We start from the raw sequence: 22,950 nt of genomic DNA, 5'->3' as shown, positions 1-22,950 counted from the left end.
ACCCGCTTCGACAAGCTGGCCCGCAACTTCCTCGCCGCCGTCCTGCTCGCCTCAACACGCCTCTGGCTCAGGGCTTATGAGTCCAGAACCTAGCCCCTAGCCCCTAGCCCCTAGCCCCTAGTTTACGCCCCCCGCCGCGATCCACGCGTCCACCTGATCCTCCAGCACGTCCAGCGGCACCGAGCCGGAGCCCAGCACCACGGCGTGGAAGTCCTTGATGTCGAACCGCTCGCCCAGCGCGGTCTGCGCCTTCTGCCTCAACTCCATGATCTTCAGCTCGCCGATCTTGTAGCTGGTCGCCTGGCCCGGGCTGGTGATGTAGCGCTCCACCTCCTTGACGATGTCGCGCTCGCTCAGCAGCGAGTTCTGGCGGAAATAGGCGATGGCGTCCTCGCGGCTCCAGCGCTTGGCGTGCAGCCCCGTATCGGTCACCAGCCGCACCGCCCGCCACAGCTCGGTCGAGAGCCGGCCGAAGTCCGAATAGGGGTCTTGGTAGAAGCCCATCTCCTTGCCCAGCCGCTCGGCGTACAGGCCCCAGCCCTCGGCGTAGGCGCCGTAGCCGCCGAAGCGCCGGAACGACGGCAGGCCCTGCATCTCCTGGGCGTAGGCGATCTGGAAATGGTGGCCCGGCGCGCCCTCGTGGTAGCTGATGCCCTCGATCTGCGGCTTCAGCACCTGGGTCATGTCCGACAGGTTGACGTAATAGATGCCCGGCCGCGAGCCGTCCGGGGCGGGGGAATAGTAGAAGGCGATCGACGCCGTCGCCTCGCGCCACGCCTCGACGGCCCGCACCTCCAGCGCCGCCTCGGGCAGGTCGCTGAACCACTGCGGCGCGACCGCCATCACCTGGGCGATGAAGGCGCGGCTGTCGCTCAGATACTGCTCCTTGCCCTCCGGCGTGTTTGGATACTGGAAGCGCGGATCGGTCTTGAGCAGGGCGAACATCTCCTGCAACGTGCCCTCGAACCCGACCTGGTCCATGATCGTCTGCATCTCGCCCTGCAGCCGCGCCACCTCGGCGAGACCGATCTGGTGGATCTGGTCGGCCGTCAGGTCGGTGGTGGTCGAGAGCTGCAGGCGGGCGTTGTAATAGGCCTCGCCGTCAGGCAGCCGCCAGACGCCGCCGTCACGGTCCGGCATGGCCGCCGCCTGCTGCTGCACCTCGACCAGGGCCGTCAGCACATGCTCATAGCCGCGCTTCCACTCACCGGTCAGGGCCGCGCGCCCCTCGGTCAGCAGCCGGTCCTTCTCGACCTGATCGGCGGTCAGCGCCGCGACCTTCTTCTGGAAATCGGCCCAGACCGGATTGTCGGCCGCGTCGTCGAACGGCGCGCCGGCGATGATGTTGCGGGTGTTGGCGATCGACGGCTCGAACACGAAATTCGGCGAGATCACCCCCGCCGCCGCGCGCTGGCGCAGTTCGGCGGCGATCTCGCCCATGACCCGTTCGGAGTCCTTCAGGCGCGAGACATAGGCCTCGGCGTCGCCGACGCTGTCGACGCGGTGGTTGTTGATCAGGAAGGCCGGCAGGCCGGTGGTAGGATTGCCGTTGGCGGCGAACTGATAGCCCCAGTCGCGCCAGCGGTTGGACAGCCGCGCCTGTTCGACGCCGTATTCGAACAGCCGCCACGACATCCGGCTCTCGTCGCTCAGCGCCTGCGGATTGAACTGGTCGTTCAGCTGCGCGACCTGCCGCTCCATCAGCGCCAGCCCGCGCTCGGCCGCGGCGTCGGTGACCTCGTCCAGCTTGTCATAGTCGCGCTTGATGCCCAGCGAGGTCATCGACTGCGGCGACAGGGCGATCCGCTCCTGGAACGCCTGTTCGAAGAAGGCCGCCAGCCGCGCGTCCTCGCTCTGGGCCGCCGCCGCCGGAGCCGCGGCCTCCTGGGCCAGAACCGCGACGGGCGCGCCCGCCAGAACGGCGACAGCGCAGACGGTGGAAACGAGCAGACGACGCATGGAAACCCTCCCGGAAACTTCAGCCCGGGACCATCGGCGCTCGCGGTCCGGCGCGCAAGTTACGGTGGCGTCAGGACTTGCGGTTCGTCCTAGAACTCCCGCCAGCTGTCGCCCGGGTCGCGTTCGCCGGGCTCGACGCTCTGCTGGCCCCAGGCGACGATCATCAACAGCTTGTGGCTGCGGATGCGGAATTCGCCGGTCATCGGCATGACGGCGCCGAGCGGGGCGCCGGTTTTCGGCTCGTAGAGGAAGGCCGAGAACTCCGCCACGCCGACCCGGTCGCGGCGGCTGTAGACCGACAGTTCGGGCACCGAGACGACGTTGAAGGTGTCGTTGATCGGGATGCGCATCTCGGGAATGCCGAAGACGCGGCGCATCTGCTCCAGCGACAGGGCCCCGGCGCGCAGCTCCAGCACCGCCTCGGACTCGGCCTTCGAGGCCGCGAGGAAATAGCCGGCTTCGGACAGGGCCGAGCGGATCGCGCTGACCGCATAGGGCGCGTTTTCGGCGCGGAAGTATGCATCGTCGATGAATACCCGGGCGCCCTTGGGGATCGGCAGGGTCAGGCCCTCGACGGCGCGGTCGGCGGCGCGGGCGACCAGCAGTTGTTCCGTTGCGGTGCGCGAGGGATAGGTCTCGGAGGTCGAAGCGCAGGCCGCCACAAGCGACAGGCTCAGCGCGGCCGCCGGGGCGAGGGTCAGGAGTCTCAGCTTACCAGCTCCCGGTGTTGGGCATGGAGGCCCACGGTTCGGCGGGCGGCAGGGCCGCGCCCTCCTGAAGCAGTTCGACGGAGATGCCGTCCGGCGAGCGGACGAAGGCCATGTTTCCGTCCCGCGGCGGGCGATTGATGACCACGCCGCCGTCCATCAGCCGCTGGCAGGCGGCGTAGATGTCGTCGACCTTGTAGGCCAGATGGCCGAAATTGCGGCCACCGTCGTAAACTTCCGGATCCCAGTTGAAGGTCAGTTCGACCTCGGGCGAGCGTTCGGCCGCCGAACGGTCGCGGTCGGCGGGGGCGGCGAGGAAAACCAGGGTGTAGCGCCCCGCCTCATTCTCCATCCGCCGCACCTCCTGCAGACCCAGCAGGTCGTAGAAGCGCAACGATGCGTCGAGGTCCGTCACGCGGACCATGGTGTGCAGATAGCGCATGATCTTCAGTCCCGGGGGGAGAGGGGAGGCGGCCTCTATAGCGACCGATGGCCGCGTCGGCGACTCACGCCCTGTTTCGACAGGTGCACGGGCGGTCGCCGCCTGCTAGAGCCGGGGGCTCCGTCGCCCCCATGGGCCGCCACCGGGACTCGCATGCTTCGCAAGCTTTACGACTGGGTATTCTCGCTCGCCCGCAGCAAACACGCCACGCCGGCTCTGGCGGTGGTGTCGTTCACCGAGAGCTCCTTCTTCCCGGTGCCGCCCGACGTGATGCTGGCCCCGATGATCCTGGCGCGGCCGGACCGGGCCTATTTCTACGCCGGCGTCTGCACCGTCGCCTCGGTGCTGGGCGCGATCCTCGGCTACGCCATCGGCTATTTCCTGACCGACGTCGGCATGACCATCCTGTCGTGGCTGGGCAAGGCCGACACCTTCGAGGCGTCCAAGGCCCTGTTCCAGCAGCACGGCGCCTGGGTGATCCTGATCAAGGGCCTGACGCCGATCCCGTTCAAGCTGATCACCATCGCCTCGGGCATCTTCCAGTTCAACTTCCCGCTCTTCGTCGCCCTGTGCGCCATCACCCGCGGCGGGCGCTTCTTCGCCGAGGCCTGGGTGCTGAAGCGTTGGGGTCCCTCCATGCTGGCCATGGTCGAGAAGCGGCTGGCGATGTGGAGCATCATCGGCATCGTCGTGCTGGTCGGCGCCGTCGTGGCGGTGAAGCTGATCTGACGGCGGCGTCCGCGGTCGATCCCCAGCTTCCTCCCCAGATATCGTGGGCCCGCCTACTACATGTAGCGGTCGCAAAAAAAGTGATCGCAATATAGCCGTATTGCAGCTTGGCGCCCGGCCTCCGGAGTCGCATGGTGAACCACCTTCCGGATTCGCCGACAGAGTTGCTTCGATGAACGCGCACGCCCCGATCCCGACCCCCAAAGGCGCCACGACCGCCGGCCTGCTGACGCCGTCGGCGGCCTACAAGCCGTTCCGCTATCCGTGGGCCTTCGACATGTGGAAGAAGCAGCAGCAGGTCCACTGGATGCCCGAGGAGGTGCCGCTGGGCGAGGACATGAAGGACTGGGCGGTCAATCTGACCGACAATGAGCGCAACCTGCTGACGCAGATCTTCCGCTTCTTCACCCAGGCCGACATCGAGGTGCAGGACAACTACATGGAAAAATACGGTCGGGTGTTCAAACCGACCGAGGTCAAGATGATGCTGGCGAGCTTCGCCAACATGGAGACCATCCACATCGCCGCCTACGCCCTGCTGCTCGAGACCATCGGCATGCCGGAGAGCGAATTCGGGGCCTTCATGGAATATGAGGCCATGCGCGACAAGCATGATTTCATGGGGAAATTCGGCGTCGAGACCGACGGCGACATCGCCCGCACCCTGGCCATGTTCGGCGGCTTCTCGGAAGGGCTGCAGCTGTTCGCCAGCTTCGCCATGCTGATGAATTTCCCGCGCCAGAACAAGATGAAGGGGATGGGCCAGATCGTCAGCTGGTCGGTGCGCGACGAGAGCCTGCACTGCGACGGCATCATCAAGCTGTACCACGCCTTCAACAAGGAGACGGGCGCGGTCACGCCGCAGGTCGCCGCCGACATCGTCGACTGCTGCCGCACCGTGGTCGAGATGGAAGACCGGTTCATCGACCTGGCCTTCGAAATGGGCCCGGTGAACGGCATGACGCCGGACGACATCAAACAGTACATCCGCTTCATCGCCGACTGGCGCCTGCGCCAGCTACACCTGCCCGAGATCTACGGGGTCAAGGAAAACCCCCTGCCGTGGCTGCAGTCGCTGCTGTCGGGTGTCGAGCACGCCAATTTCTTCGAGGCCCGCGCCACCGAATACTCCAAGGCCGCCACCACCGGCTCGTGGCACGGCGCCGAGGGCGTCTGGGGCAGTTTCGACGCCCTGATGAAGAAGCGGGCCGAGGGCGCGGAGGCCTGATCTGGCGGCCGCCCCCGTCAACGTCGCGCTCGTCGGCTTCGGCTACGCCGGCCAGACCTTCCACGCGCCGCTGATCTCGGCCTGCGCCGGCCTGCGGCTGCATACGGTGGTCACGAGTCAGGCCGAAGCCCTCGCCGCGGTCTGGCCGGACGCGCGGCCGGCGGCGACGCTGGACGAGGCCCTGTCCGATCCCGCCATCGGCCTGGTGGTCATCGCCACCCCCAACGCCCTGCACGCGCCACAGGCGCTGGCGGCGCTGGACGCCGGCAAGGCGGTGGTGATCGACAAGCCCTTCGCCCTCGATCTGGCCGAAGCCCGCGCCGTGGCCGCCCGGGCCGAGGCCCTGGGCCTGTTGCTGTCGGTCTTCCACAATCGCCGCTGGGACGCCGACTTCCTCGCGCTGAAGGCCGAGCTGGCCAGCGGCCGGCTCGGTTCGGTCCAGACCTTCGAGAGCCATTTCGACCGCTTCCGGCCCGAGGTGCGCGACCGCTGGCGCGAGCGCGACGAACCCGGCGGCGGCATCTGGCACGACCTTGGGCCGCATCTGATCGATCAGGCGCTGGTGTTGTTCGGCCGGCCGCTGGGCGTGACCTGCGACCTCGCCGTGCTGCGCGAGGGCGGACGGGCGATCGACTGGGCCCATGCGGTGCTGCGCTACGCCGACAGGCGGGTGATCCTGCACGCCGACATGACCACCCCGGCGCCCGACATCCGCTTCGCCGTCCACGGCGCCCGCGCCAGCTGGCTCAAGTCCGGCCTCGACGTGCAGGAGGACCAGCTCAAGGCCGGCCTGCCGGTCGGCGGGCCGGGCTGGGGCGTCGATCCCGCGCCTGCGGTCCGCGTCGACGGGGCGTCCGGGCGCCGCGAGACCGTTCCGGGCCCGCCAGGCGACTACCTCGCCTTCTACGACGCCGTAGCCGCCGCTCTCGCCGACGGCGGTCCGAACCCGGTTCCGCCGGCCGAGGCGCTGGCGGTCATGGCGGTGTTGGAAGCCGGGATCGAGAGCGACCGGCGGCGGGCCGAAGTGGCGCTCTGACCGGCGCGAACCGGGCCCAATCCGACCGGGACATTCGCGGCGGGACAAGCAAGACACCGCCGCCCGGGACAACCGCGACACCGGGGACAACCGGGACATCGGTCCGTGACGCCCCTCAGGTCCCCGGCTGGATATAGGGAATGCGCCCGAAGAAGCGCCGCTCGTCGCCGCGCGGGTCGTTCTCCATCCGCGGCGGCAGGTCCATCACCAGCGTCTCGCGCCGCGCCAGCGAATACGGCGTCCACACCGGCAGGCCGGCGTGGTTCGGATCGCCGGTGCGGGCGAAGGCCAGCAGGGCCTCGCTCATGACGTCGGCCATGCCCTGCGCCCGCGGCCCGATCGCGCCCGAGCCCTCGGCCGACAGGGTGTCGAACATCAGCGGAATGTCCGAGGTGTGGAAGGCCCCGGTCCGGCCGTTGGCCAGCCGCGCCGGCCAGTCCAGCTGATAGACGAAGGCGGGCGAGCCCTGCGCCGCCCGCATCTCCGCCTCGATCACCGCCGCCCGCCACGACCGCGCCGCCGTCGTCGCCCGGATCAGCACCTGATCGGGGCTCAGCTCGGGATGTTCGCGGCGGTACCAGGCGACCACGGTCTCGGGGGCCACGTCAATGCGCATCTGCGCCGGGGTCAGGCGGCCGGGCAGCGCCTCCCATGTCAGGCCGGCGTTGGCCGGGTCGGCGCCGAGAAAGGCGAGGGTCTCCTCCCGCGTATTGCCGATCATCATCGGGATGTGGGCGGACTGCGCCGGGGCGTCGGGCCAGAACGGGTGGCGGGTCAGGTTTCGCTCGTCCAGCACCGGACCGAAATACAGCGACCCGCCGAGGATCGGATCGGTCGCCCCCGACGCCTCGATCAGCCGTTCGACCGGCATCGCGCGGACCTCGTCGATCCGCTCCGGCGTCAGCCCCAGGGCCGCCAGCCAGACCTCGGCCCGTTGGGTTGCGTTCAGCGGGCCCGAGGCGGTCACCTGCTGGCCGCTCATGGTCGCGGCGCGGTGGAACAGGCCGGCGGCGGCGGGCATGGCCATCAGGGTGGCGATCTTGGCCCCGCCGCCCGACTGGCCGAAGACGGTGACGCAGCCCGGGTCGCCGCCGAAGGCCGCGATATTGTCGCGCACCCATTCTAGGGCGAGGATCAGGTCCAGCTGACCCAGATTGCCGCTGTCGCCGAACCCCCCGGCGAGTCGCGCCAGATAACCGTAGCCGAGGGCATTGAGGCGGTGGTTGACCGTCACCACCACCACGTCGCCGCGCCGCGCCAGTCGCACGCCGTCGTACAGCGGGCTGGACCCGGACCCGTTCGCATAGGCGCCGCCGTGGATATAGACCAGCACGGGCCGCCGGGCGCGGTCCGTCCCCGGGGTCCAGACGTTCAGATACAGGCAGTCCTCGGACTGGTCGGGCTCGTCGCTGCGCTGAGGGGCGGCGTGGCCATAGCTGTGGCACGGGCGCGGCTCGCGCCAGGGCGTCGGCGGAACCGGAGGCAGGAACCGCCTCGGGCCGGTGTCGGCGCCGTAGGGAAGGCCCCGGAACACGGCGACGCCGTCGTCGGTGACACCGGTTACCGGGCCGGACGTCGTCAGCGCCGCCGGGGTCGACCGGGCGGCCCTCACGGAGCCGGCGGAAAGCAGTACGGCCGCGCCGGCGCCGAGGCCGAGCGCGCGTCTGGTTGGATGGATCATATGCCCGCGTACCACTCGTACCCCCGGTCTTCCCAATAGCCGCCCTTGCCCCGGCCGATGTGGGCGAAGCTTTCCACCGCCTCGATGCGGCGGATGTATTTGGCGTGTTTGTAGCCCAGCTGGCGCTCGACCCGCAGCCGCAGCGGCGCCCCGTGCGGCACCGGCAGGGTCTCGCCGTTCATCTCATAGGCCAGGATGGTCTGCGGGTGTCCGGCGTCGATCAGGTCGATGCTCTCATAATAGCGCTCGCCGTCGGGCTGCTGATCGAGGGCGTCGAAACAGTGGAAGACGATGTATTTGGCCTCGGGCTTCAAGCCTGCCTCGTCCAGCAGGGTCTCCAGCCGCACCCCGGTCCATTCGGCGATGGCGGTCCAGCCCTCGACGCAGTCGTGTTTGGTGATCTGGGTTTGCGAGGGTCGGGCGCGCAGCTCGGGCAGGCTCAGCGACAGGGGTCGTTCCACCAGCCCGTCGACGACCAGCCGGTAGCCGGCGAATCCTTCGGCCTTCAGCGCCAGATAGTCCGGCGCGGCCGGATCGATCGAGCCGTTGGCGCGGAAGTCGGGCGAGATCTCGGCCCGGCTGTAGGTCGGGGCCAGGGCGTCGCGCGGGATGAGCAGCCGCTGGGCCCGCCGCGTCAGCCCCTCGCCCATGCGCCGCGCCTGTTCCGACAGCCGCCAGCTGGCCTCGCCGCAGGCGCTGACCAGCGATGCGGCGGCGGTCGCCAGGGCGCCGGTCAGCCAGCGGCGGCGGTTCATGGGGCGTCTCCCGCATCGGTCGGCGGCTTGCGCCGCAGTCTGGGCCCGGCCGTGGAGCCCGGCGGCTGGATCACGAACCAGCCGGTGATCATCGCCCGCATATTGTTGAGGAAGCCGGTCCAGATCACCAGCCCGACATGGACGACGATGAAGCCGACGATCAGGCCGGCGGAGATGAAATGCAGCGTCCGCGCCGACTGCCGGCCACCCAGCAGCTCCAGCAGCAGCCCGCCGACGGCGTTGAAGGCGGGCGACATCGACAGGCCGGTGATCAGCATCAGCGGCAGGATGACCAGCACCATGGCCAGATAGGTCAGCTTCTGGATGACGTTATAGGCGCGGGCGTGGTCGTCGGCCGGGAAGTGGAAGCGGGCGTGTTCCTTCACCGACGGCCAGAAGCCGCGCAGCTCGGCCCCGGTGGGCCACAGCCGGCGCCGGAAGCGGCCGGAGACCACGGCCCAGACCAGATAGACGAGGCCGTTGGCGACGAAGATCCAGGCGAACAGGAAATGCCAGTTGCGCGCCTCGGCGAGGTTGCGGCCTTGGGGGATCAGCAACCAGTCCGGGACCGTCGGCGTGCTCAGCCACGGATCGGCGAAGGTCGAGCGGATGCCCCAGTACAGATGCGGATGGGCGGCGAGGATGTTCAGCCCGCTCATCAGCAGCACCACCACGGCGACCACGTTCAGCCAGTGGGTGATCCGCACGGCGGCGGGATGGCGCCAGACCGCGACGCGGCCGTCGTGCAGCGGCCGGTCGGCGTGGCGGCTCAAGCGGGCGTCGACGACGGGATCAGGGGGTGGCTCGGCGGCGGTCATGAGCGATCAGGGCCAGGGCGGGGGCGAGGCGATGCAGACGCGGCCGCTGCGGCGGCAGGCCTCCATTTCCGCGGCCCAGGCGGCGTTGTCCCGCTCCCATTGCTCGCGCGCGGCATTGGCGGCGGCGGCGTTGGCCTCCCACTGCACCCGCTCGGTCTCCAGCCGAGCGCTCTCTTCGCGCCAGCGGGCGTTCTCGGCGTTGTAGGCGGACTGGGCCGCGGCCTCCTCCTCCTCGGCGGCGGCGAGGCGGGCGGCGATCTCGGCGTTGAGGCGGGCGGTGGCGGCCAGTTCGGCCGGATCCTGTTCGGCGTCGGAGGCCTGTCCGTAGATCTCGCCGCGCTGCTGCAGCCATTCCGCCGAGCCGTGCTGCACGGTGGAGGCGGGCGGCGGCGGCGTGCTGGGCGCTGTCCGGGGCGCTGTCTGGGGCGTCGTCTGCGCCGCGACCGGGGCGACGGCCAGCGTCAGGGCGAGGGCGGCGCTCAGGGTCGGACGGATCATCACGGGCTCCTTCGGGGGCGACGGTCCGGGCAGGATAACGTCGACGGCCGGATTTGGCGCGGGTTTAGTCGGGCAGGCGAAGTTCGAAACGGGTGCCGCCCGGGCCGGTGTCGACCAGCACCAGCTCGCCGCCGTGGCTGACCGCCAGCTCGCGCGAAATGGTCAGACCCAGACCCGTGCCGTCCGAGCTGCGGCCGCTGACGAAGGGTTCGAACAGGCGTTCGGACAGGCGCGGCGGAATGCCCGGCCCGTTGTCGGTTATGCGGATGACGACGACGCCGTCCTCCTGCCCCGCGCTGACCTTGATCACGCCCGGACGACCGACCCGGGTGGCGTCGCCCTCGATCGCCTGACGGGCGTTGCGCATCAGATTGACGAGGATGCGGTTCAGCTGGTCGGGATCGGCGTTGACGGTGAAGCGGGCCGGGATGGCGCGAGCCAGCTTGACCCCTTCGTCGGACAGGCCGGAGTCCTCGGCGGCGGCGGCCACGGCGGGTCCGAGGGCGAAGCGGCTGAGTTGCGGCTCGGGCTCCTCGCTGCGGCCGTACTCCAGCACATTGCGCGACAGGGCGGCGGCGCGGCCCAGCGCCCGCTCCAGCCGCGGCAGGGCCTTGGCCACCTGTGGATCGGGTGAATCGGCCAGACGCTCGGAGGCGATCTGGGCCGAGGTCAGCATGTTGCGCAGATCGTGGTTGATCTTGGCCACCGCCTCGCCCAGCGCCACCAGCCGGGCCCGGGCGCGCAGCGACTGGCGCACCTCGCCCTGCATGCGGGCCAGTTCGCGCTCGACCCGGCCGATCTCGTCGTGCCGGTCGCTGGGCGGATCGCCTTCGGCCTCGGGGTCGAGGGCGAAACGCTCGATCGACCGCGTCACCCGCCGCAGCGGCTGCAGCACGAGGAAGGCGAGGCCGCCGTACAGCAGGCCGCCAGCCACCAGCGAGATCATCAGCGACATCAGCAGGCTGTTCAGCAGATAGGTCTGCAGCTCCAGCTTCAGCGGCTGGGCCGGGGCGAGGATCTCCATGAAGTCGCCCGAGCGGTAGCGTGGCCGGGCCTGGACCCGCACCGAGCGGTCCGGGTGGCCGACCAGGGTCCGCCACGGGTCGATTAACCGGGCCACCGGCCGGTTCTGGCGCAGGTCGATCAGATCGGGCGTGCGCGGTAGGTTGGGGGCCTGCAGCAGCAAGCGCCGCACGCCCTGGTCGCCGACCACCACCGCCTGCACCCCGCCGATGGCCAGCAGTTGTTCGGCGACGTCGTCCTCGACCGCGGAATAGGGCAGGGCCTCGACCCCGACCGAGGCCAGTTCGGCCGACTGCAGCCGGTCCAGCAGCCAGCGCTCGTGGAAGCTGGCGGCGCTGGGGGCGATGATCAGGATCTCGACCACCACGGTGAACAGGAAGGTCAGCAGCAGCAGCCGCCACGCCAGGGCGTCGGGCGCGTGGAAGCCCAGCCGCTCGCGCCAGTCGGCGGGCAGGCGCAGGCGCTGTCCGACATCGCGCAACAGGGGCCGCCCCTCGCTCATGCGGGCTCCAACGCAAGGCCTGGGCCAATGGCTGCGACCGTCACGAGGGCCGCCCCCGCCGTTTCATCGCCGCCTGGGCGGCCTTCATGGCGAAGGGCAGGACCACCGCCAGCACGAACACCCCCGCCATCGGCGCCCAGAACTGGCCGAACAGGGCCTGGAAGTCCGGATTCGGATCGTTGGCCAGCAGGGTGCTGAGCCGCGCCCCGATCCAGCAGTAGATGATGTGCGCCGGCAGCAGGCCGATCACCGTGGCGGCGGCATAGGGGGGCAGGCGCACGGCCATCATGCCGGCGGCGATGTTGATCATGTGGAAGGGCACCACCACCGCCAGGCGGGCGCCGAGCACGTACCAGAAGGTGTCGCGGTCGATCGCCGTGCACACGGCTTGCATCAGGCCAGCGTCGCGCTCGGCCTTCTGGCGCAGCGCCGCCCCCAGCGCCGACCGGGTGACGGCATAGACCACCAGCGCCCCGCCGGTGGCGGCGATGGCGGTGGCGACCCCGCCGACCCACGGTCCGAACAGATAGCCGGCGGTGATGGTCAGGAAGAAGACCCCGGGCACGACGCTGGCCGTCAGGGTGGCGAACAGCAGCATCAGGATCAGCAGGCTGACCAGATAGTTGTCGGCGGTGAAGTCGCGGAAGGTCTGGCCGTGGTCGCGCAGGGTGTCCAGCGACAGGTAGCGGTTCCAGCCCATGGCGAAGATCAGTATGATGACGCAGGCCAGCGCGATCAGGGGCAGGAAGCGTTTGACGCGGTCCATGGTCTCTCCGCTGACGCCCCGCGGCGTTGACACCCCGGGCTTCCCCGCTTATACGCCCGCCCTTCCCGCGACGGACCACTTTCCGCCGCCCACCTTGATTTCAGTCCCAGGAGCCGAACGTGAAGCGGACCTATCAGCCGTCGCGACTCGTGCGCAAGCGCCGACACGGCTTCCGTTCGCGGATGGCCACCAAGAACGGACAGAAGATCGTCCAGCGCCGCCGCGCCAAGGGCCGCAAGCGCCTGACGGCCTGACCTTCCATTCCTCCCCTTCGGGGGAGGGGGACCATGCGAAGCATGGTGGAGGGGGCCTGACCCGGATTCGGTGGATGCGGTTAACCCCCTCCACCGCTTCGCGGTCCCCCTCCCCCAATGGGGGAGGAATATGCAGCAGACATTCAAAATCGAACGCCTGACGTCGCGGCCCCAGTTTCTGGCGGCCGCGAAGGGCGTTTCAGAGGCCCGCGGCGCCGTGGTCGTGCAGCGGCTGGACCGCGGCGACGGCGATCCTTCGGTGCGGCTGGGTTTCACCGCCACCCGCAAGGTCGGCAACGCCGTCATCCGCAACCGCGCCAAGCGCCGCCTCAGGGAGGCCGCGCGGGCGATGGCCCCCCTGCTGGCCCGGCCCGGCAGCGACTATGTCTTCATCGCCCGGATGGGCACGGCGGACCGTCCGTGGGACCGTTTGCTTGACGATGTGAAATCGGCGCTTACAAGGCTCGCGACCCCGCGGCCGGCGCCCCATGTCGCGCCCCACGCACCGACATCGCCCGCCGGCCAGGATTCCTGATCTCCATGCCCCCCCACGACAACAGCCGTAACACGATCCTCTTCGTCGTGATCGCGGGCCTCATGCTGCTGGCCTACAGCTATTTCGTGATGGAGCCGCAGGCGCAGAAGCGCCGTGTCGCCCAGGAGTCCGCGGCCGTTTCGGCGACCGGCCCCAGCACCGCCCCGCCGGCCAGCGCCGCCGTCTTCACCACCGACCGCACCGTCGCCCTCGGCGGCGGGGCGCGGGTGCCGATCCGCACCGGCACCCTGACCGGCTCGCTGTCGCTGACCGGCGGCCGCATCGACGACCTGTTCCTGACCCGTTACCGCGAGACCATCGACGCCGACTCCCCCGCCGTCGAACTGTTCCGCCCCGAGGGCATGCAGCACGCCTTCTTCGCCCAGTTTGGCTGGAGCGGCCCCAACATCCCGGGCGGCGTTCCTGGCCCCTCGACGCCGTGGCGGCTGACCGGGGGTTCCACCCTGACGCCGACCACCCCGGTGGTGCTGACATGGGACAACGGCGCCGGTCTGCGCTTCACGCGGCAGGTCAGCATCGACGACCAGTATCTGTTCACCATCACCGACACGGTCGCCAACTTCAGCGCCCAGCCGGTGACCCTGACCCCGGCCGCCGCCGTCCTGCGGCAGGGCGTGCCGGCCAGTCTCGGCAAGAACCAGGTCCTGCACGAGGGCGCCATCGGCACCTTCGGCGACGGCGAGGCCTATTCGACGACCCAGCTCAAATACGGCGGCTGGGCCAAGAACGACGGCCCCGAGGAACGCGAGTCCGTCGGCGGCTGGCTGGGCATCACCGACAAATACTGGATGGCCGCCCTGATCCCGGCGCAGGACGAGCGCATCAAGGCCGAGTTCCGCGTCAGCGGCCCGGGCGAGCCGGCCGACCGGGCCCACATCGCCGGCATGCTGGGCGAGGCCCACACCATCCAGCCGAACACCCAGATCACCGAGACCCGCCGGCTGTTCGCCGGCGCCAAGCGCGCCGAGATCCTGACCGGCTATCAGGACAGCCTCGACCTGCCGCGCTTCATCTATGCGATCGACTGGGGCTTCCTGTGGTTCCTGACCCGGCCGATCTTCATCGTCATCGAATTCTTCTACGGCATCCTGGGCAATTTCGGCCTCGCCATCCTCGCCCTGACCCTGGTCGTGCGCCTGATCATGTTCCCGCTCGCCAACAAGAGCTACGAGAGCATGTCGAAGATGCGCAACCTCCAGCCCAAGATGGAGGAGATCAAGAAGAAGCACCCGGACGAGCCGCAGAAACAGCAGCAGGAGCTGATGGCCCTGTACCAGAAGGAGAAGATCAATCCTCTGGCCGGCTGTCTGCCGCTGCTGCTCCAGATTCCGGTCTTCTACGCTGTCTACAAGATGCTGTTCGTGACCATCGAGATGCGGCACCAGCCCTTCTTCGGCTGGATCCAGGACCTCTCGGCGCCCGACCCGACCACCATCTGGAACCTGTTCGGCCTGCTGCCGTGGGACCCGTCCGCGGCGCCGCTGATCGGCGGCATGCTGGGCGGCACCTTCGCGCTCAGCGTCCTGGCTATCTTCTACGGCCTGACCATGTGGCTGCAGATGGCGATGAGCCCCCAGGCGCCGGATCCGATGCAGCGCCGCATCTTCCAGCTGATGCCGATCGTCTTCACCTTCATCATGGCCACCTTCCCGGCCGGCCTGCTGATCTACTGGGCCTGGTCGAACATCCTGACCATCCTGCAGCAGTACATCATCATGCACCGGCTGAAGGCCGAGAACCCGATCGACACATTCATCGCCCGCATGAAGACGGCGAAGGCCTGAGTTGGACGATTTCACGCCCGAGCAGCTGGAACAGGCGCGCATCCTGTTCGCGCGCCCGGCCACCTTCGTCATGGGCGCGGCCAAGATCGAGCAACTGCCCGATCCCGACCTGCCCGAGATCGCCTTCGCCGGCCGGTCCAATGTCGGCAAGTCCAGCCTGATCAACGGCCTGGTCGGCATGCACAAGCTGGCCCGGGCCTCGAACGAGCCGGGCCGCACGCGCGAGGTCAATTTCTTCGATCTCGACGGCAAGCTGCGGCTGGTCGACCTGCCCGGCTACGGCTGGGCCAAGGCGTCGAAATCGACGGTGAAGAAATTCCAGGACCTCGGCCGCGACTATCTGCGCGGTCGGGTCACGCTGAAGCGGGTCTATCTGCTGATCGACGCCCGTCACGGGCTCAAGAAGGTCGACGACGAGGCGCTGGACGCGCTGGATCTGGCCGCCGTCAGCTATCAGATCATCCTGACCAAGGCCGACAAGCTCAAGAAGGGCGAGGCCGAAAAGGTCCAGGCGGCGACCCTGAAGGGCGTTTCCAAGCGCGGCGCCGCCTATCCGGCGGTCATCGTCACCTCGGCCGAAAAGGGCGACGGCATGCCCGAGCTGCGCGCCGAGATCATGCGCACGACGGGCGTCGAGCTCTAGAGGCCCAGCGCGATCCTGACGGCGGACCAGTCGACGAATTTCAGGTTCGGCGGGCCATCGTTCGCCTCGTCCTGAACAACGACAAGCCCTTCCTTGAAGGGGCCGATGTCATCCCCATAGGCGTCAATCCCGCCAAGGCTTCGGACCGGGCGTCCACCGGGTCCGTCCAGCACCCGGAACCGGCCGACCCAGGCCAGATCCTGTCGCTGGATCCGCCACACGGAGAAGCCGGCCGCATCCTGGTCCAGACTGGCCAGATAACCCCCGAAATCGCGGTGCAGGAACGACACGCCGGTACTGCGGGGAGCGTTGCGGGGCGTCGGGGCGATCATCCGGATCGGCGGCGCGCTGGCGTCCGGATCAAGCGGATAAGCCCAGAATCCTTGACGCGCATGGCTGAAGAAGATGCGGCCGCCGGGATCGATGGCGCAACCCTGTCCGGCCCCGGCGACCCGGAAGCGCCGCGTCTCCGTGAGCGCGGGCTCGCCTGAGGGATCTTGCGTCACGGTGAACTGCCGGGCCTCGCCGCGGCGGTCCACGACTACGGCCTGAAGGACGCCGCGCCACTGCCTCATGCAGAACCCAGCGGGTTCGCCCAGGTCCGTGCCGACCTCTCCCCAGGTTCGAACCATCTGGTCCGCTCCGCGATCAAGCCGGAACAAGGCGATGCTGGTCCGGCCGGACCTGCGTCGCGTTCCGGCCACGACCACGGCATAGCTGTCCTCAAGAGGGAGCACGGCGACTTCAAGATCGCTCAGGGGCGCGCCGGGGACCCTTTGAAGGATCGCCCCCTCGAAGTCATGGATGATCAGGCTCTCCGAGCGCGCCGCGCTGGCCACGAAACCCGCTCGAGCCATGCCAGGCTCGTTGCCGAGGCCCCCGGACCAGATGGCCGCGCCTGTGACCCGGTCCTGGCTTCCCCTGGGTGTGACCGTTTCGGAACCCGAGATCACGGTGGCCGGCGGCGGGAGGCTGGCGCACGAGGCGAGCAGCAGGGCGCAGAGGATTGTCGCGAGAAAGGTCTTCACAGGTGGCGCTCCGGCGATGCGTCACTCAGCCCTGATTTGTCCGGATGGACAACCGCGCCCCGGTCAGACCTTGCGGGATCGGCGGGGTGGTGCACCCTTGGGCATGACCTCACAGACGCGCCTCCTCCAGACCGACGGCCTGACCCAGCACATCCTCGAGGCCGGCTCCGGTCCGCTGGTGCTGCTGATCCACGGCTTTCCCGAGCTGTCGATCAGTTGGCGCGCCCAGGTTCAGGTGCTCGCCGACGCCGGCTATCACGCCGTCGCCCCGGACATGCGCGGCTATGGCGGGACCGACAAGCCGGCCGGGACCGACGCCTACGGCATCCTCGACCTCGTCGGCGACATGGTCGATCTGGTCCGGGCGCTGGGCGAGACGTCGTGCGTCGTCGTCGGCCACGACTGGGGCGCGCCGGTGGCCTGGCACTGCGCCCTGCTGCGGCCGGACCTCTTCCGGGCGGTCTTCGGCCTGTCGGTGCCGTTCCAGCCGCGCCGGGCCAAGGGGCCGCCGACGCCGGCCATGGCGGCGATCTCGAAACGGCTGGGGCGCGGCGATCTCTACATCAGCCGTTTCCAGGCGGCGGACGCCCACGAACCCTTCGACGCCGATCCGGCCACGGCCCTGCGCAAGGGCTTTTACGGCTACGACGGCGCCACCCCCGACGAGCGCCAGTCGACCGGCTTCATCCCCGAGGGCGAGGACTTCATCTCCGTCGTCCCCGACGACGCGACCCTGCCGCCGTGGATGGGCGAGGCGCATTTCGCCGGATATGTCGCCGCCTTCTCCGCCGGCGGCTTCAAGGGCCCGCTGGACTGGTACCGCCGGCTCGACGCCAACTGGGCCGCGACCGCCTTCCTGCAGGACGCCCGCATCACGGTCCCGGCCGCCTTCGTCGTCGGCGAGCGGGATCCGGTGCGGAACTATTCAGGTCAGCACGAGGCCGGGCTCAAGGACTGGATCCCCGATCTGCGCATGCAGGACGTCATCCCCGGCGCCGGCCACTGGCTGCAGCAGGAACGGCCCGACGAGGTGAACCGGCGGCTGCTGGAGTTTCTGCGCGGCCTGCCGGCCTAGCGGTCAGCCGCCTGCCGCTGCGCCCGGTCGATCGCGACCGGCAGGGCCGCCGCCAGCCGCTTGACGCGCCGCGTCGGGCCGTCGTTCTGGCGGAAGCCGATCAGCACGTCCGGATCGATCCCCGCCACCTCATTGCTCCCGTCGGCCCGGAAGCGGGCGCAGTCGGGCAGGCGCAGGGTGGCCCCGCTGTGCCGAAGCACCACATCGATGCCGCCGCGCGTATGCCCGCAGCCGGCCCCGACGGTCGGCGCGCCGAGAATGATCGCCGCCTGGTTGTCCTGCAGCAGGGCGGCGAACTCCTCGCTGGCCGAGGCCGTCGCGCCGTCCACCAGAACGACCAGCGGCCCGCGCCAGACCCCGGGCTCGAAGGCGAAGGCCAGCGGCGTGAACACCTCGGCCGCCCATGGCTTGCCGATGATCGCCGGGTCGAGCGCCGCCATCGGGCCGGTGCTGTACAGGTCGCCGCGGCCCAGCCATTCGCAGTCGAGGGTCTGACCCTCGAACAGGGGCGCGGGATCGCACGGCTGTTCCGCCTGCGCCCGGGCCGCCGCATAGGCCGCGGCATAGCCTTCCAGCCGGGCGCGGTCTGCCGCCGGCTGGCCCACCGCCGCCTCGCGCATGCGTCGCTCCCCATCGGCGAAGGCCTCGACCCAGTGGGGATGACGCACGAAGCCGACCCGCGCCGAGCGCAGCGGGACGGGCGTCACGATCCGCGCCACCGCCTCGACCCATTCCGTCCCGCCGCCGTTCCCGGCGATATCGACCATCAAACTCGTGGCGCCGGCCGCCTTCAGCGCGCGCAGCCGGTCCGAAAGGTCTGCCGTCACCCGGTCGGCGGCGAGGGTCCATAGCCGGTCCGCGCAGGCCTCGTCGCACGGCTCGCCGGCGGGCCTCAGCTCCGCAAGCGCCGCCGCGCAGGCCGTCGGATGGGCCTGCGGCGAGAACAGGGCGATGCGGATCACGCCGACCGTCTGGCCGTCGACCTCGACGACGCCGGCGGGGAAGCCGCTTTCGCCGTCCAGCGGGCGATAGCCGGGCAGGCGGGTGGCGACGGCGCCGCCGTCCCGCGGGTCGGCGCGGAAGCCCAGTCGTTCGCACGGCGGGCGCGTGTCGGCCTCCGGGGCGCCGGCCGCCGGGCCCGGCGCGCCCGCCCGGGGCCAGACGAAGTCGACATGGCCGTCGCCGAGATAGCGTTCCAGCCGCTCGAACACCTCGCGCGCCTCGGCCTCGTGGCGGGCCGCGGCCAGCCGCTGACCGCCCGTGGCGAACAGGGCGCCCAGCGGCGCCTCCCGCTCGGTCGCGGCCCATTCCAGATTGGCGTAGTGGGACGACATCGCCTGCCGCACCTGTTCGAGGTCGGCGACCCATCCGGCCGAGTCGAAGGCCGGCGGCGCGGCGGGCGCGGTCTGGGCGAGGGCGGCGGGGCCGGCGGCGAGCGCACACCCGAGGACGACAGCGGCAAGGCGCATGGCGGAGCTCCTGATCTGCTCGCCGTATGCCCCGCCGGACCAAGCTTCACCATTTAAGGATTGGTAATGGCGGCCCGCGCTTCAGGCGGCCTCGCCTACAGCCCCTTCACCGCCTCGGCGGTGATCTCGAGGCTGCGGATGCGGTCGTCGAGGTCGAACACCATGCCGGTGACCATGACCTCGTCGACGCCGGTCTGGCCGGCGAAGGCGGCCAGCTTGTCGCGCACCGTCTCGCGCCCGCCGATGGCGGCATAGGTCAGCCGGCTCTGCACCGCCGCGATCTGGCGCGCGTCCAGCACCCGGGTGATGTCGTCGACCGGCGGCTTGACCTTGCCCGGCATGCCGGTGACCACGGCGGCGAAGGCCTGTTGCATGGAGGTCGAAAGCCGCAGGGCCGCCGCGTCGTCCTCGGCGGCGAAGACGTTGATCGCAGCCATGGCGTACGGCTCGGCCAGCGCTTTCGACGGCCGGAAGCCGGCGCGATAGGTCTGCAGCGCCTGCATCAGCAGCTCGGGCGCGAAATGGCTGGCGAAGGCGAACGGCAGGCCCAGATGGGCGGCCAGTTCGGCGCTGAACAGGCTCGAGCCCAGCAGCCAGATCGGCACCTTGGCGCCCGCGCCGGGCCAGGCCGTAACGCGCTGGCCCGGGACCGGATCATCGAGGAAGGCCTGCAATTCCATCACGTCGCGCGGGAACTGGTCGGCGGCCGAGAAATAGCGACGCAGCGCCTTGGCCGTCTCGCCGTCCGTGCCGGGCGCCCGGCCGAGGCCCAGATCGATCCGGCCCGGATACAGCGCCTCCAGCGTGCCGAACTGTTCGGCGATCACCAGCGGCGGGTGGTTGGGCAGCATGACCCCGCCCGAGCCGACGCGGATCCGTTCGGTGGCCCCGGCGATCTGGCCGATGACGATGGCGGTCGCGGCGCTGGCGATGCCGGGCATGTTGTGGTGCTCGGCGACCCAGAAGCGGTTGAAGCCCAGCCGGTCCGCCGCCTGGGCGAAGGCGGTGGTCTCCAGCAGGGCGCGTCGGGCGTCGCCGCCCTCGACGATGGGCGACAGGTCGAGAACGGAAAATGCGGTCATGGCCCCTAGATCGGGTCAGGCCGTTGCGATTCAAGACCCGCTCGGCTCAGACCGGGTGGGTCGGCTCCGGCTTCGTGGCCGCCGGGGCCGGTTCGGGCGTCGACGGCACGTCGGGCAGGGGGATGAATTCGATGTCGTCCTCGGTCGGCAGACGCATCCGGCCGGCCTGCCAGTCGGCCTTGGCCTGATCGATCCGCTCCTGTTTGGAGTGGACGAAATTCCACCAGATCAGCCGCGGTCCGACCGGCTCGCCGCCCAGCACCATGACCGACGAGGGCCGCAGCGCCCGCACCGTCGGCTCGGCCGTCGGCTCCAGCACGATCATCTGGCCTTCGTGGAAGACGCGGTCGCCGACCTCGATCTCGCCCTTCGCCACATACAGGGCCCGCTCCGAATAGCCGCCGGCGACGCCCCGGCCTGGCGGCGGGGTGGTGCGCACCCCCTCGGCCAGATCCCAGTGGACATAGAACAGCGGCGACGACACCGGCGCGGCCGCCCTGGCGCCATAGGCCTCGCCGGCCACCAGCCGCGCGAACAGGCCGCCGTTTTCATAGGCCGGCTGGCCCTCCTCGCCGTGGTGATGGAAGGATGGATCGACCTCCTCGGCCTCCTCCGGCAGGGCGATCCACGCCTGCATGCCGTGCATCCGCCCGCCCTGGCTCTTCTTCAGCGGATCGGTCCGTTCGGAATGGACGATGCCCTTGCCCGCGGTCATCCAGTTGACCTCGCCCGGGCGGATGGCCTGGGTCGCGCCGGTGTTGTCCCGGTGCATGATCTCGCCCTCGAACAGATAGCTCAGGGTCGACAGGCCGATGTGCGGATGCGGCCGAACATTGATCGCCTCGGCCCCCGGCGCGAACTCGGCCGGCCCCATCTGGTCGAGGAAGATGAACGGCCCGACCATGCGCCTGGCGTGGAACGGCAGCACCCGGCCGACCTCGAAACCGCCGAGATCCTTGCGCCGGGCGTCGATCACCATTTCGATCATGTCGAATCCCCCACGGCGCCGCGCGCGCCGAACCGGACTATCCGACGTGCGGGGTGATGATGCCAAGAGGCAGGGAGGTCACATTCTTCACGCCGCGGGTGACGATGTGGCTCTCGCAGTCCGAGACGATGCCGAGGCTGAGCAGTTTCTCGCGCAGGAACAGGTCGAAGGCGTGCATGTCGGAGGTGATGATCCGCAGCACATAGTCCTCGCGCCCGGTGATGGTGGCGCACTGCACCACCTCCGGCCAGTTGGCGACAGCGGCCTCGAAGACGTTCAAATTGTCCGTCGACGGCAGGTTCAGCTTGACGATGGCGTAGACCTCGAAATCGAGGCCCAGCTTGGCGGCGTCCAGCAGGGTCACCCGCTTGCGGATGAAGCCGGTATCCTCCAGTCTCTTGATCCGGCGCCAGCACGGCGAGGCCGACAGGCCGACGCGCTCGGCCACCTCGGCGACCGACAGCCCTGCGTCCTGTTGCAGGATGTCCAGAATTCGGGCGTCTACGGGATCCAGGTCATCAGCCAAGGCGTTCCTCCGGTTCTTATTATGACGCAATAAAATACCTCCGATCCGCACAGTGCAAGGTCAAATTCAGGCGAGCCTTGCCGGGCGCCTCGTGCTAAATCGCTCGCAGGAAACGCGGTCGGATCAACCGGACGGCAGGACGGAATGACGAAGAACAGCCAACGTTTGTCGCTGCGCGTGCCGGAGCCTTCGGGCCGGCCGGGCGATCCGACGGATTTCAGCCATCTGAAGCTGGACCCGGCGGGCGCCGTCGAACGCCCCGAGGTCGCGACCGCGCCATTCGACATGCGCGACCACGCCTTCCGCCTGATCCGGGTGCTCGACGACGCCGGCCAGGCCGTCGGGCCGTGGAATCCCAGGCTGGACGCCGACACCCTGCGCAAGGGCCTCAAGGCCATGATCCTGACCCGCGCCTTCGACGACCGGATGCATCGCGCCCACCGTCAGGGCAAGACCAGCTTCTATATGAAATGCACCGGAGAGGAGGCCATCGCCGTGGCCCAGGGCATGATCCTGTCGCGCGAGGACATGGGCTTCCCGACCTACCGCCAGCAGGGCCTGCTGATCGCGCGCGGCTATCCGCTGGCGACGATGATGAACCAGATCTATTCCAACGCCGAAGACCCGATCAAAGGCCGCCAGCTGCCGATCATGTATTCGGCGAAGGACTACGGCTTCTTCACCATCAGCGGCAATCTCGGCACGCAAGTTCCTCAAGCGGTCGGCTGGGCCATGGCCAGCGCCTACAAGGGCGACGACAAGATCGCCATCAGCTGGATCGGCGACGGGGCCACGGCCGAGGGCGATTTCCACAACGCCCTGACCTTCGCCAGCGTCTATCGCGCCCCGGTGATCCTCAACATCGTCAACAACCAGTGGGCCATCAGCTCCTTCCAGGGCATCGCCGGCGGGCTGGAGACCACCTTCGCCTCCAAGGCCATCGGCTACGGCCTGCCGGCCCTGCGCGTCGACGGCAACGACTTCCTCGCCGTCTGGGCCGCGACCCAGTGGGCCGAGGAGCGGGCCCGCTCCAACCAGGGCGCGACGGTCATCGAGCTGTTCACCTACCGCGGCGCGCCCCACTCGACCTCGGACGATCCCAGCCGCTACCGCCCCGCCGACGAGCACGACAAATGGCCGCTCGGCGACCCGATCGCCCGGCTGAAACAGCACCTGATCGCCCTCGGCGAATGGTCCGACGAGCAGCAGACGGCCGCCGAGGCCGAGGCCGTCGACCAGGTCCGCGCCGCCGGCAAGGAGTCCGAGGCCATCGGCACCCTGGGCCAGTCGCGCCCCTCGGTGAAGACCATGTTCGAGGAGGTCTACGCCACCGACGACTGGCGCATCACCGAACAGCGCCGCGAGGTGGGGGTCTGACCATGAGCGAGCAAACCACCTTCA

The 22,950-nt window shown here is 69.6% G+C and carries 23 protein-coding genes and 1 pseudogene; 10 read left to right on the top strand and 14 right to left on the bottom strand.

The window, feature by feature from the left end:
* Window positions 1–93 (top strand): annotated as a pseudogene (locus ACK4JY_RS09815) (IS5/IS1182 family transposase); the annotation flags it as partial.
* Window positions 94–117: 24 nt separating this feature from the next.
* On the opposite strand, the gene ACK4JY_RS09810 reads toward ACK4JY_RS09815, so the two are convergent.
* The 3 genes from ACK4JY_RS09810 to ACK4JY_RS09800 form a co-directional block, all read right to left on the bottom strand.
* Window positions 118–1,959, bottom strand: a complete 1,842-nt coding sequence (locus ACK4JY_RS09810) for a DUF885 domain-containing protein (RefSeq protein ID WP_409605150.1) — start codon at window positions 1,957–1,959, stop codon at window positions 118–120.
* 89 nt (window positions 1,960–2,048) lie between these two features.
* A complete protein-coding gene (locus ACK4JY_RS09805; RefSeq protein ID WP_409605148.1) occupies window positions 2,049–2,621 on the bottom strand; it encodes a DUF6655 family protein in 573 nt (190 codons plus the stop codon).
* A 49-nt stretch (window positions 2,622–2,670) separates the two neighbouring features.
* Window positions 2,671–3,108, bottom strand: a complete 438-nt coding sequence (locus ACK4JY_RS09800; RefSeq protein WP_409605146.1) for a VOC family protein — start codon at window positions 3,106–3,108, stop codon at window positions 2,671–2,673.
* Window positions 3,109–3,261: 153 nt separating this feature from the next.
* Between ACK4JY_RS09800 and ACK4JY_RS09795 the strand changes: the two genes are divergently transcribed.
* The 3 genes from ACK4JY_RS09795 to ACK4JY_RS09785 all read left to right on the top strand — a co-directional run bounded on the left by ACK4JY_RS09795 (window position 3,262) and on the right by ACK4JY_RS09785 (window position 6,101).
* On the top strand, window positions 3,262–3,837 hold the full coding sequence (locus tag ACK4JY_RS09795) for a YqaA family protein (protein WP_409605144.1): 576 nt from the start codon (window positions 3,262–3,264) through the stop codon (window positions 3,835–3,837).
* A 172-nt stretch (window positions 3,838–4,009) separates the two neighbouring features.
* A complete protein-coding gene (locus ACK4JY_RS09790; RefSeq protein WP_409605142.1) occupies window positions 4,010–5,065 on the top strand; it encodes a ribonucleotide-diphosphate reductase subunit beta in 1,056 nt (351 codons plus the stop codon).
* Between the two features lies 1 nt (window position 5,066).
* On the top strand, window positions 5,067–6,101 hold the full coding sequence (locus ACK4JY_RS09785; protein WP_409605156.1) for an oxidoreductase: 1,035 nt from the start codon (window positions 5,067–5,069) through the stop codon (window positions 6,099–6,101).
* A 115-nt stretch (window positions 6,102–6,216) separates the two neighbouring features.
* Here the strand turns inward: ACK4JY_RS09785 and ACK4JY_RS09780 are convergent, their stop codons facing one another.
* The 6 genes from ACK4JY_RS09780 to ACK4JY_RS09755 form a co-directional block, all read right to left on the bottom strand.
* Complete coding sequence (locus ACK4JY_RS09780; RefSeq protein ID WP_409605140.1) at window positions 6,217–7,782, bottom strand: carboxylesterase/lipase family protein; 1,566 nt, start codon at window positions 7,780–7,782, stop codon at window positions 6,217–6,219.
* The gene (locus ACK4JY_RS09775; RefSeq protein WP_409605138.1) at window positions 7,779–8,537 is read right to left on the bottom strand and encodes a molybdopterin-dependent oxidoreductase; all 759 of its coding nucleotides are present in this window, start codon (window positions 8,535–8,537) and stop codon (window positions 7,779–7,781) included. The genes ACK4JY_RS09780 and ACK4JY_RS09775 overlap by 4 nt, the downstream gene beginning before the upstream one ends.
* On the bottom strand, window positions 8,534–9,355 hold the full coding sequence (locus ACK4JY_RS09770) for a cytochrome b/b6 domain-containing protein (protein ID WP_409605136.1): 822 nt from the start codon (window positions 9,353–9,355) through the stop codon (window positions 8,534–8,536). The genes ACK4JY_RS09775 and ACK4JY_RS09770 overlap by 4 nt, the downstream gene beginning before the upstream one ends.
* A 6-nt stretch (window positions 9,356–9,361) precedes the next feature.
* Window positions 9,362–9,853, bottom strand: coding sequence for a hypothetical protein (locus ACK4JY_RS09765; RefSeq protein WP_409605134.1), 492 nt, complete (start codon window positions 9,851–9,853; stop codon window positions 9,362–9,364).
* A 64-nt stretch (window positions 9,854–9,917) separates the two neighbouring features.
* Window positions 9,918–11,378 (bottom strand): sensor histidine kinase, encoded by a 1,461-nt coding sequence (locus ACK4JY_RS09760; RefSeq protein ID WP_409605132.1) that lies wholly within the window; start codon window positions 11,376–11,378, stop codon window positions 9,918–9,920.
* 40 nt (window positions 11,379–11,418) lie between these two features.
* Entirely contained in the window at window positions 11,419–12,144 is a 726-nt protein-coding gene (locus tag ACK4JY_RS09755; RefSeq protein ID WP_409605130.1) for a TVP38/TMEM64 family protein, read from the bottom strand.
* Between the two features lie 119 nt (window positions 12,145–12,263).
* Between ACK4JY_RS09755 and rpmH the strand changes: the two genes are divergently transcribed.
* The 4 genes from rpmH to yihA all read left to right on the top strand — a co-directional run bounded on the left by rpmH (window position 12,264) and on the right by yihA (window position 15,381).
* The gene (rpmH, locus tag ACK4JY_RS09750) at window positions 12,264–12,398 is read left to right on the top strand and encodes a 50S ribosomal protein L34 (RefSeq protein ID WP_123288089.1); all 135 of its coding nucleotides are present in this window, start codon (window positions 12,264–12,266) and stop codon (window positions 12,396–12,398) included.
* A 130-nt stretch (window positions 12,399–12,528) separates the two neighbouring features.
* On the top strand, window positions 12,529–12,933 hold the full coding sequence (gene rnpA, locus ACK4JY_RS09745; protein WP_409605128.1) for a ribonuclease P protein component: 405 nt from the start codon (window positions 12,529–12,531) through the stop codon (window positions 12,931–12,933).
* A 5-nt stretch (window positions 12,934–12,938) separates the two neighbouring features.
* On the top strand, window positions 12,939–14,738 hold the full coding sequence (gene yidC, locus ACK4JY_RS09740) for a membrane protein insertase YidC (RefSeq protein ID WP_409605126.1): 1,800 nt from the start codon (window positions 12,939–12,941) through the stop codon (window positions 14,736–14,738).
* 1 nt (window position 14,739) lies between these two features.
* Complete coding sequence (gene yihA, locus ACK4JY_RS09735) at window positions 14,740–15,381, top strand: ribosome biogenesis GTP-binding protein YihA/YsxC (protein ID WP_409605124.1); 642 nt, start codon at window positions 14,740–14,742, stop codon at window positions 15,379–15,381.
* Here yihA and ACK4JY_RS09730 read toward each other — a convergent pair.
* Window positions 15,378–16,409 (bottom strand): phytase, encoded by a 1,032-nt coding sequence (locus ACK4JY_RS09730; protein ID WP_409605122.1) that lies wholly within the window; start codon window positions 16,407–16,409, stop codon window positions 15,378–15,380. The two genes, yihA and ACK4JY_RS09730, sit on opposite strands and share 4 nt — an antisense overlap.
* A 103-nt stretch (window positions 16,410–16,512) precedes the next feature.
* Here ACK4JY_RS09730 and ACK4JY_RS09725 point away from each other — a divergent pair, with 103 nt between their 5' ends.
* The gene (locus ACK4JY_RS09725) at window positions 16,513–17,484 is read left to right on the top strand and encodes an alpha/beta fold hydrolase (protein WP_409605120.1); all 972 of its coding nucleotides are present in this window, start codon (window positions 16,513–16,515) and stop codon (window positions 17,482–17,484) included.
* On the opposite strand, the gene ACK4JY_RS09720 is transcribed toward ACK4JY_RS09725, so the two are convergent.
* The 4 genes from ACK4JY_RS09720 to ACK4JY_RS09705 form a co-directional block, all read right to left on the bottom strand.
* Window positions 17,481–18,953, bottom strand: coding sequence for a S41 family peptidase (locus ACK4JY_RS09720; protein WP_409605118.1), 1,473 nt, complete (start codon window positions 18,951–18,953; stop codon window positions 17,481–17,483). The genes ACK4JY_RS09725 and ACK4JY_RS09720 overlap by 4 nt on opposite strands.
* A 95-nt stretch (window positions 18,954–19,048) precedes the next feature.
* Window positions 19,049–20,035 carry an LLM class flavin-dependent oxidoreductase gene (locus tag ACK4JY_RS09715; protein ID WP_409605116.1) on the bottom strand — a complete coding sequence of 329 codons (987 nt, stop codon included), beginning with the start codon at window positions 20,033–20,035 and terminating at the stop codon, window positions 19,049–19,051.
* Window positions 20,036–20,081: 46 nt separating this feature from the next.
* Window positions 20,082–21,023: a pirin family protein gene (locus ACK4JY_RS09710; RefSeq protein WP_409605114.1), complete on the bottom strand. Its 942-nt coding sequence runs from the start codon at window positions 21,021–21,023 to the stop codon at window positions 20,082–20,084.
* Window positions 21,024–21,060: 37 nt separating this feature from the next.
* Complete coding sequence (locus ACK4JY_RS09705) at window positions 21,061–21,549, bottom strand: Lrp/AsnC family transcriptional regulator (RefSeq protein ID WP_409605112.1); 489 nt, start codon at window positions 21,547–21,549, stop codon at window positions 21,061–21,063.
* 144 nt (window positions 21,550–21,693) lie between these two features.
* Here ACK4JY_RS09705 and ACK4JY_RS09700 point away from each other — a divergent pair, with 144 nt between their 5' ends.
* A complete protein-coding gene (locus tag ACK4JY_RS09700; RefSeq protein ID WP_409605110.1) occupies window positions 21,694–22,926 on the top strand; it encodes a 3-methyl-2-oxobutanoate dehydrogenase (2-methylpropanoyl-transferring) subunit alpha in 1,233 nt (410 codons plus the stop codon).
* Window positions 22,927–22,950 lie beyond the last annotated feature (24 nt).

Origin of the sequence: Brevundimonas sp., from assembly GCF_046295595.1 — a bacterium.
Classification (GTDB): Bacteria; Pseudomonadota; Alphaproteobacteria; order Caulobacterales; family Caulobacteraceae; genus Brevundimonas.
This window is presented reverse-complemented; position numbering and strand designations above follow the sequence as displayed.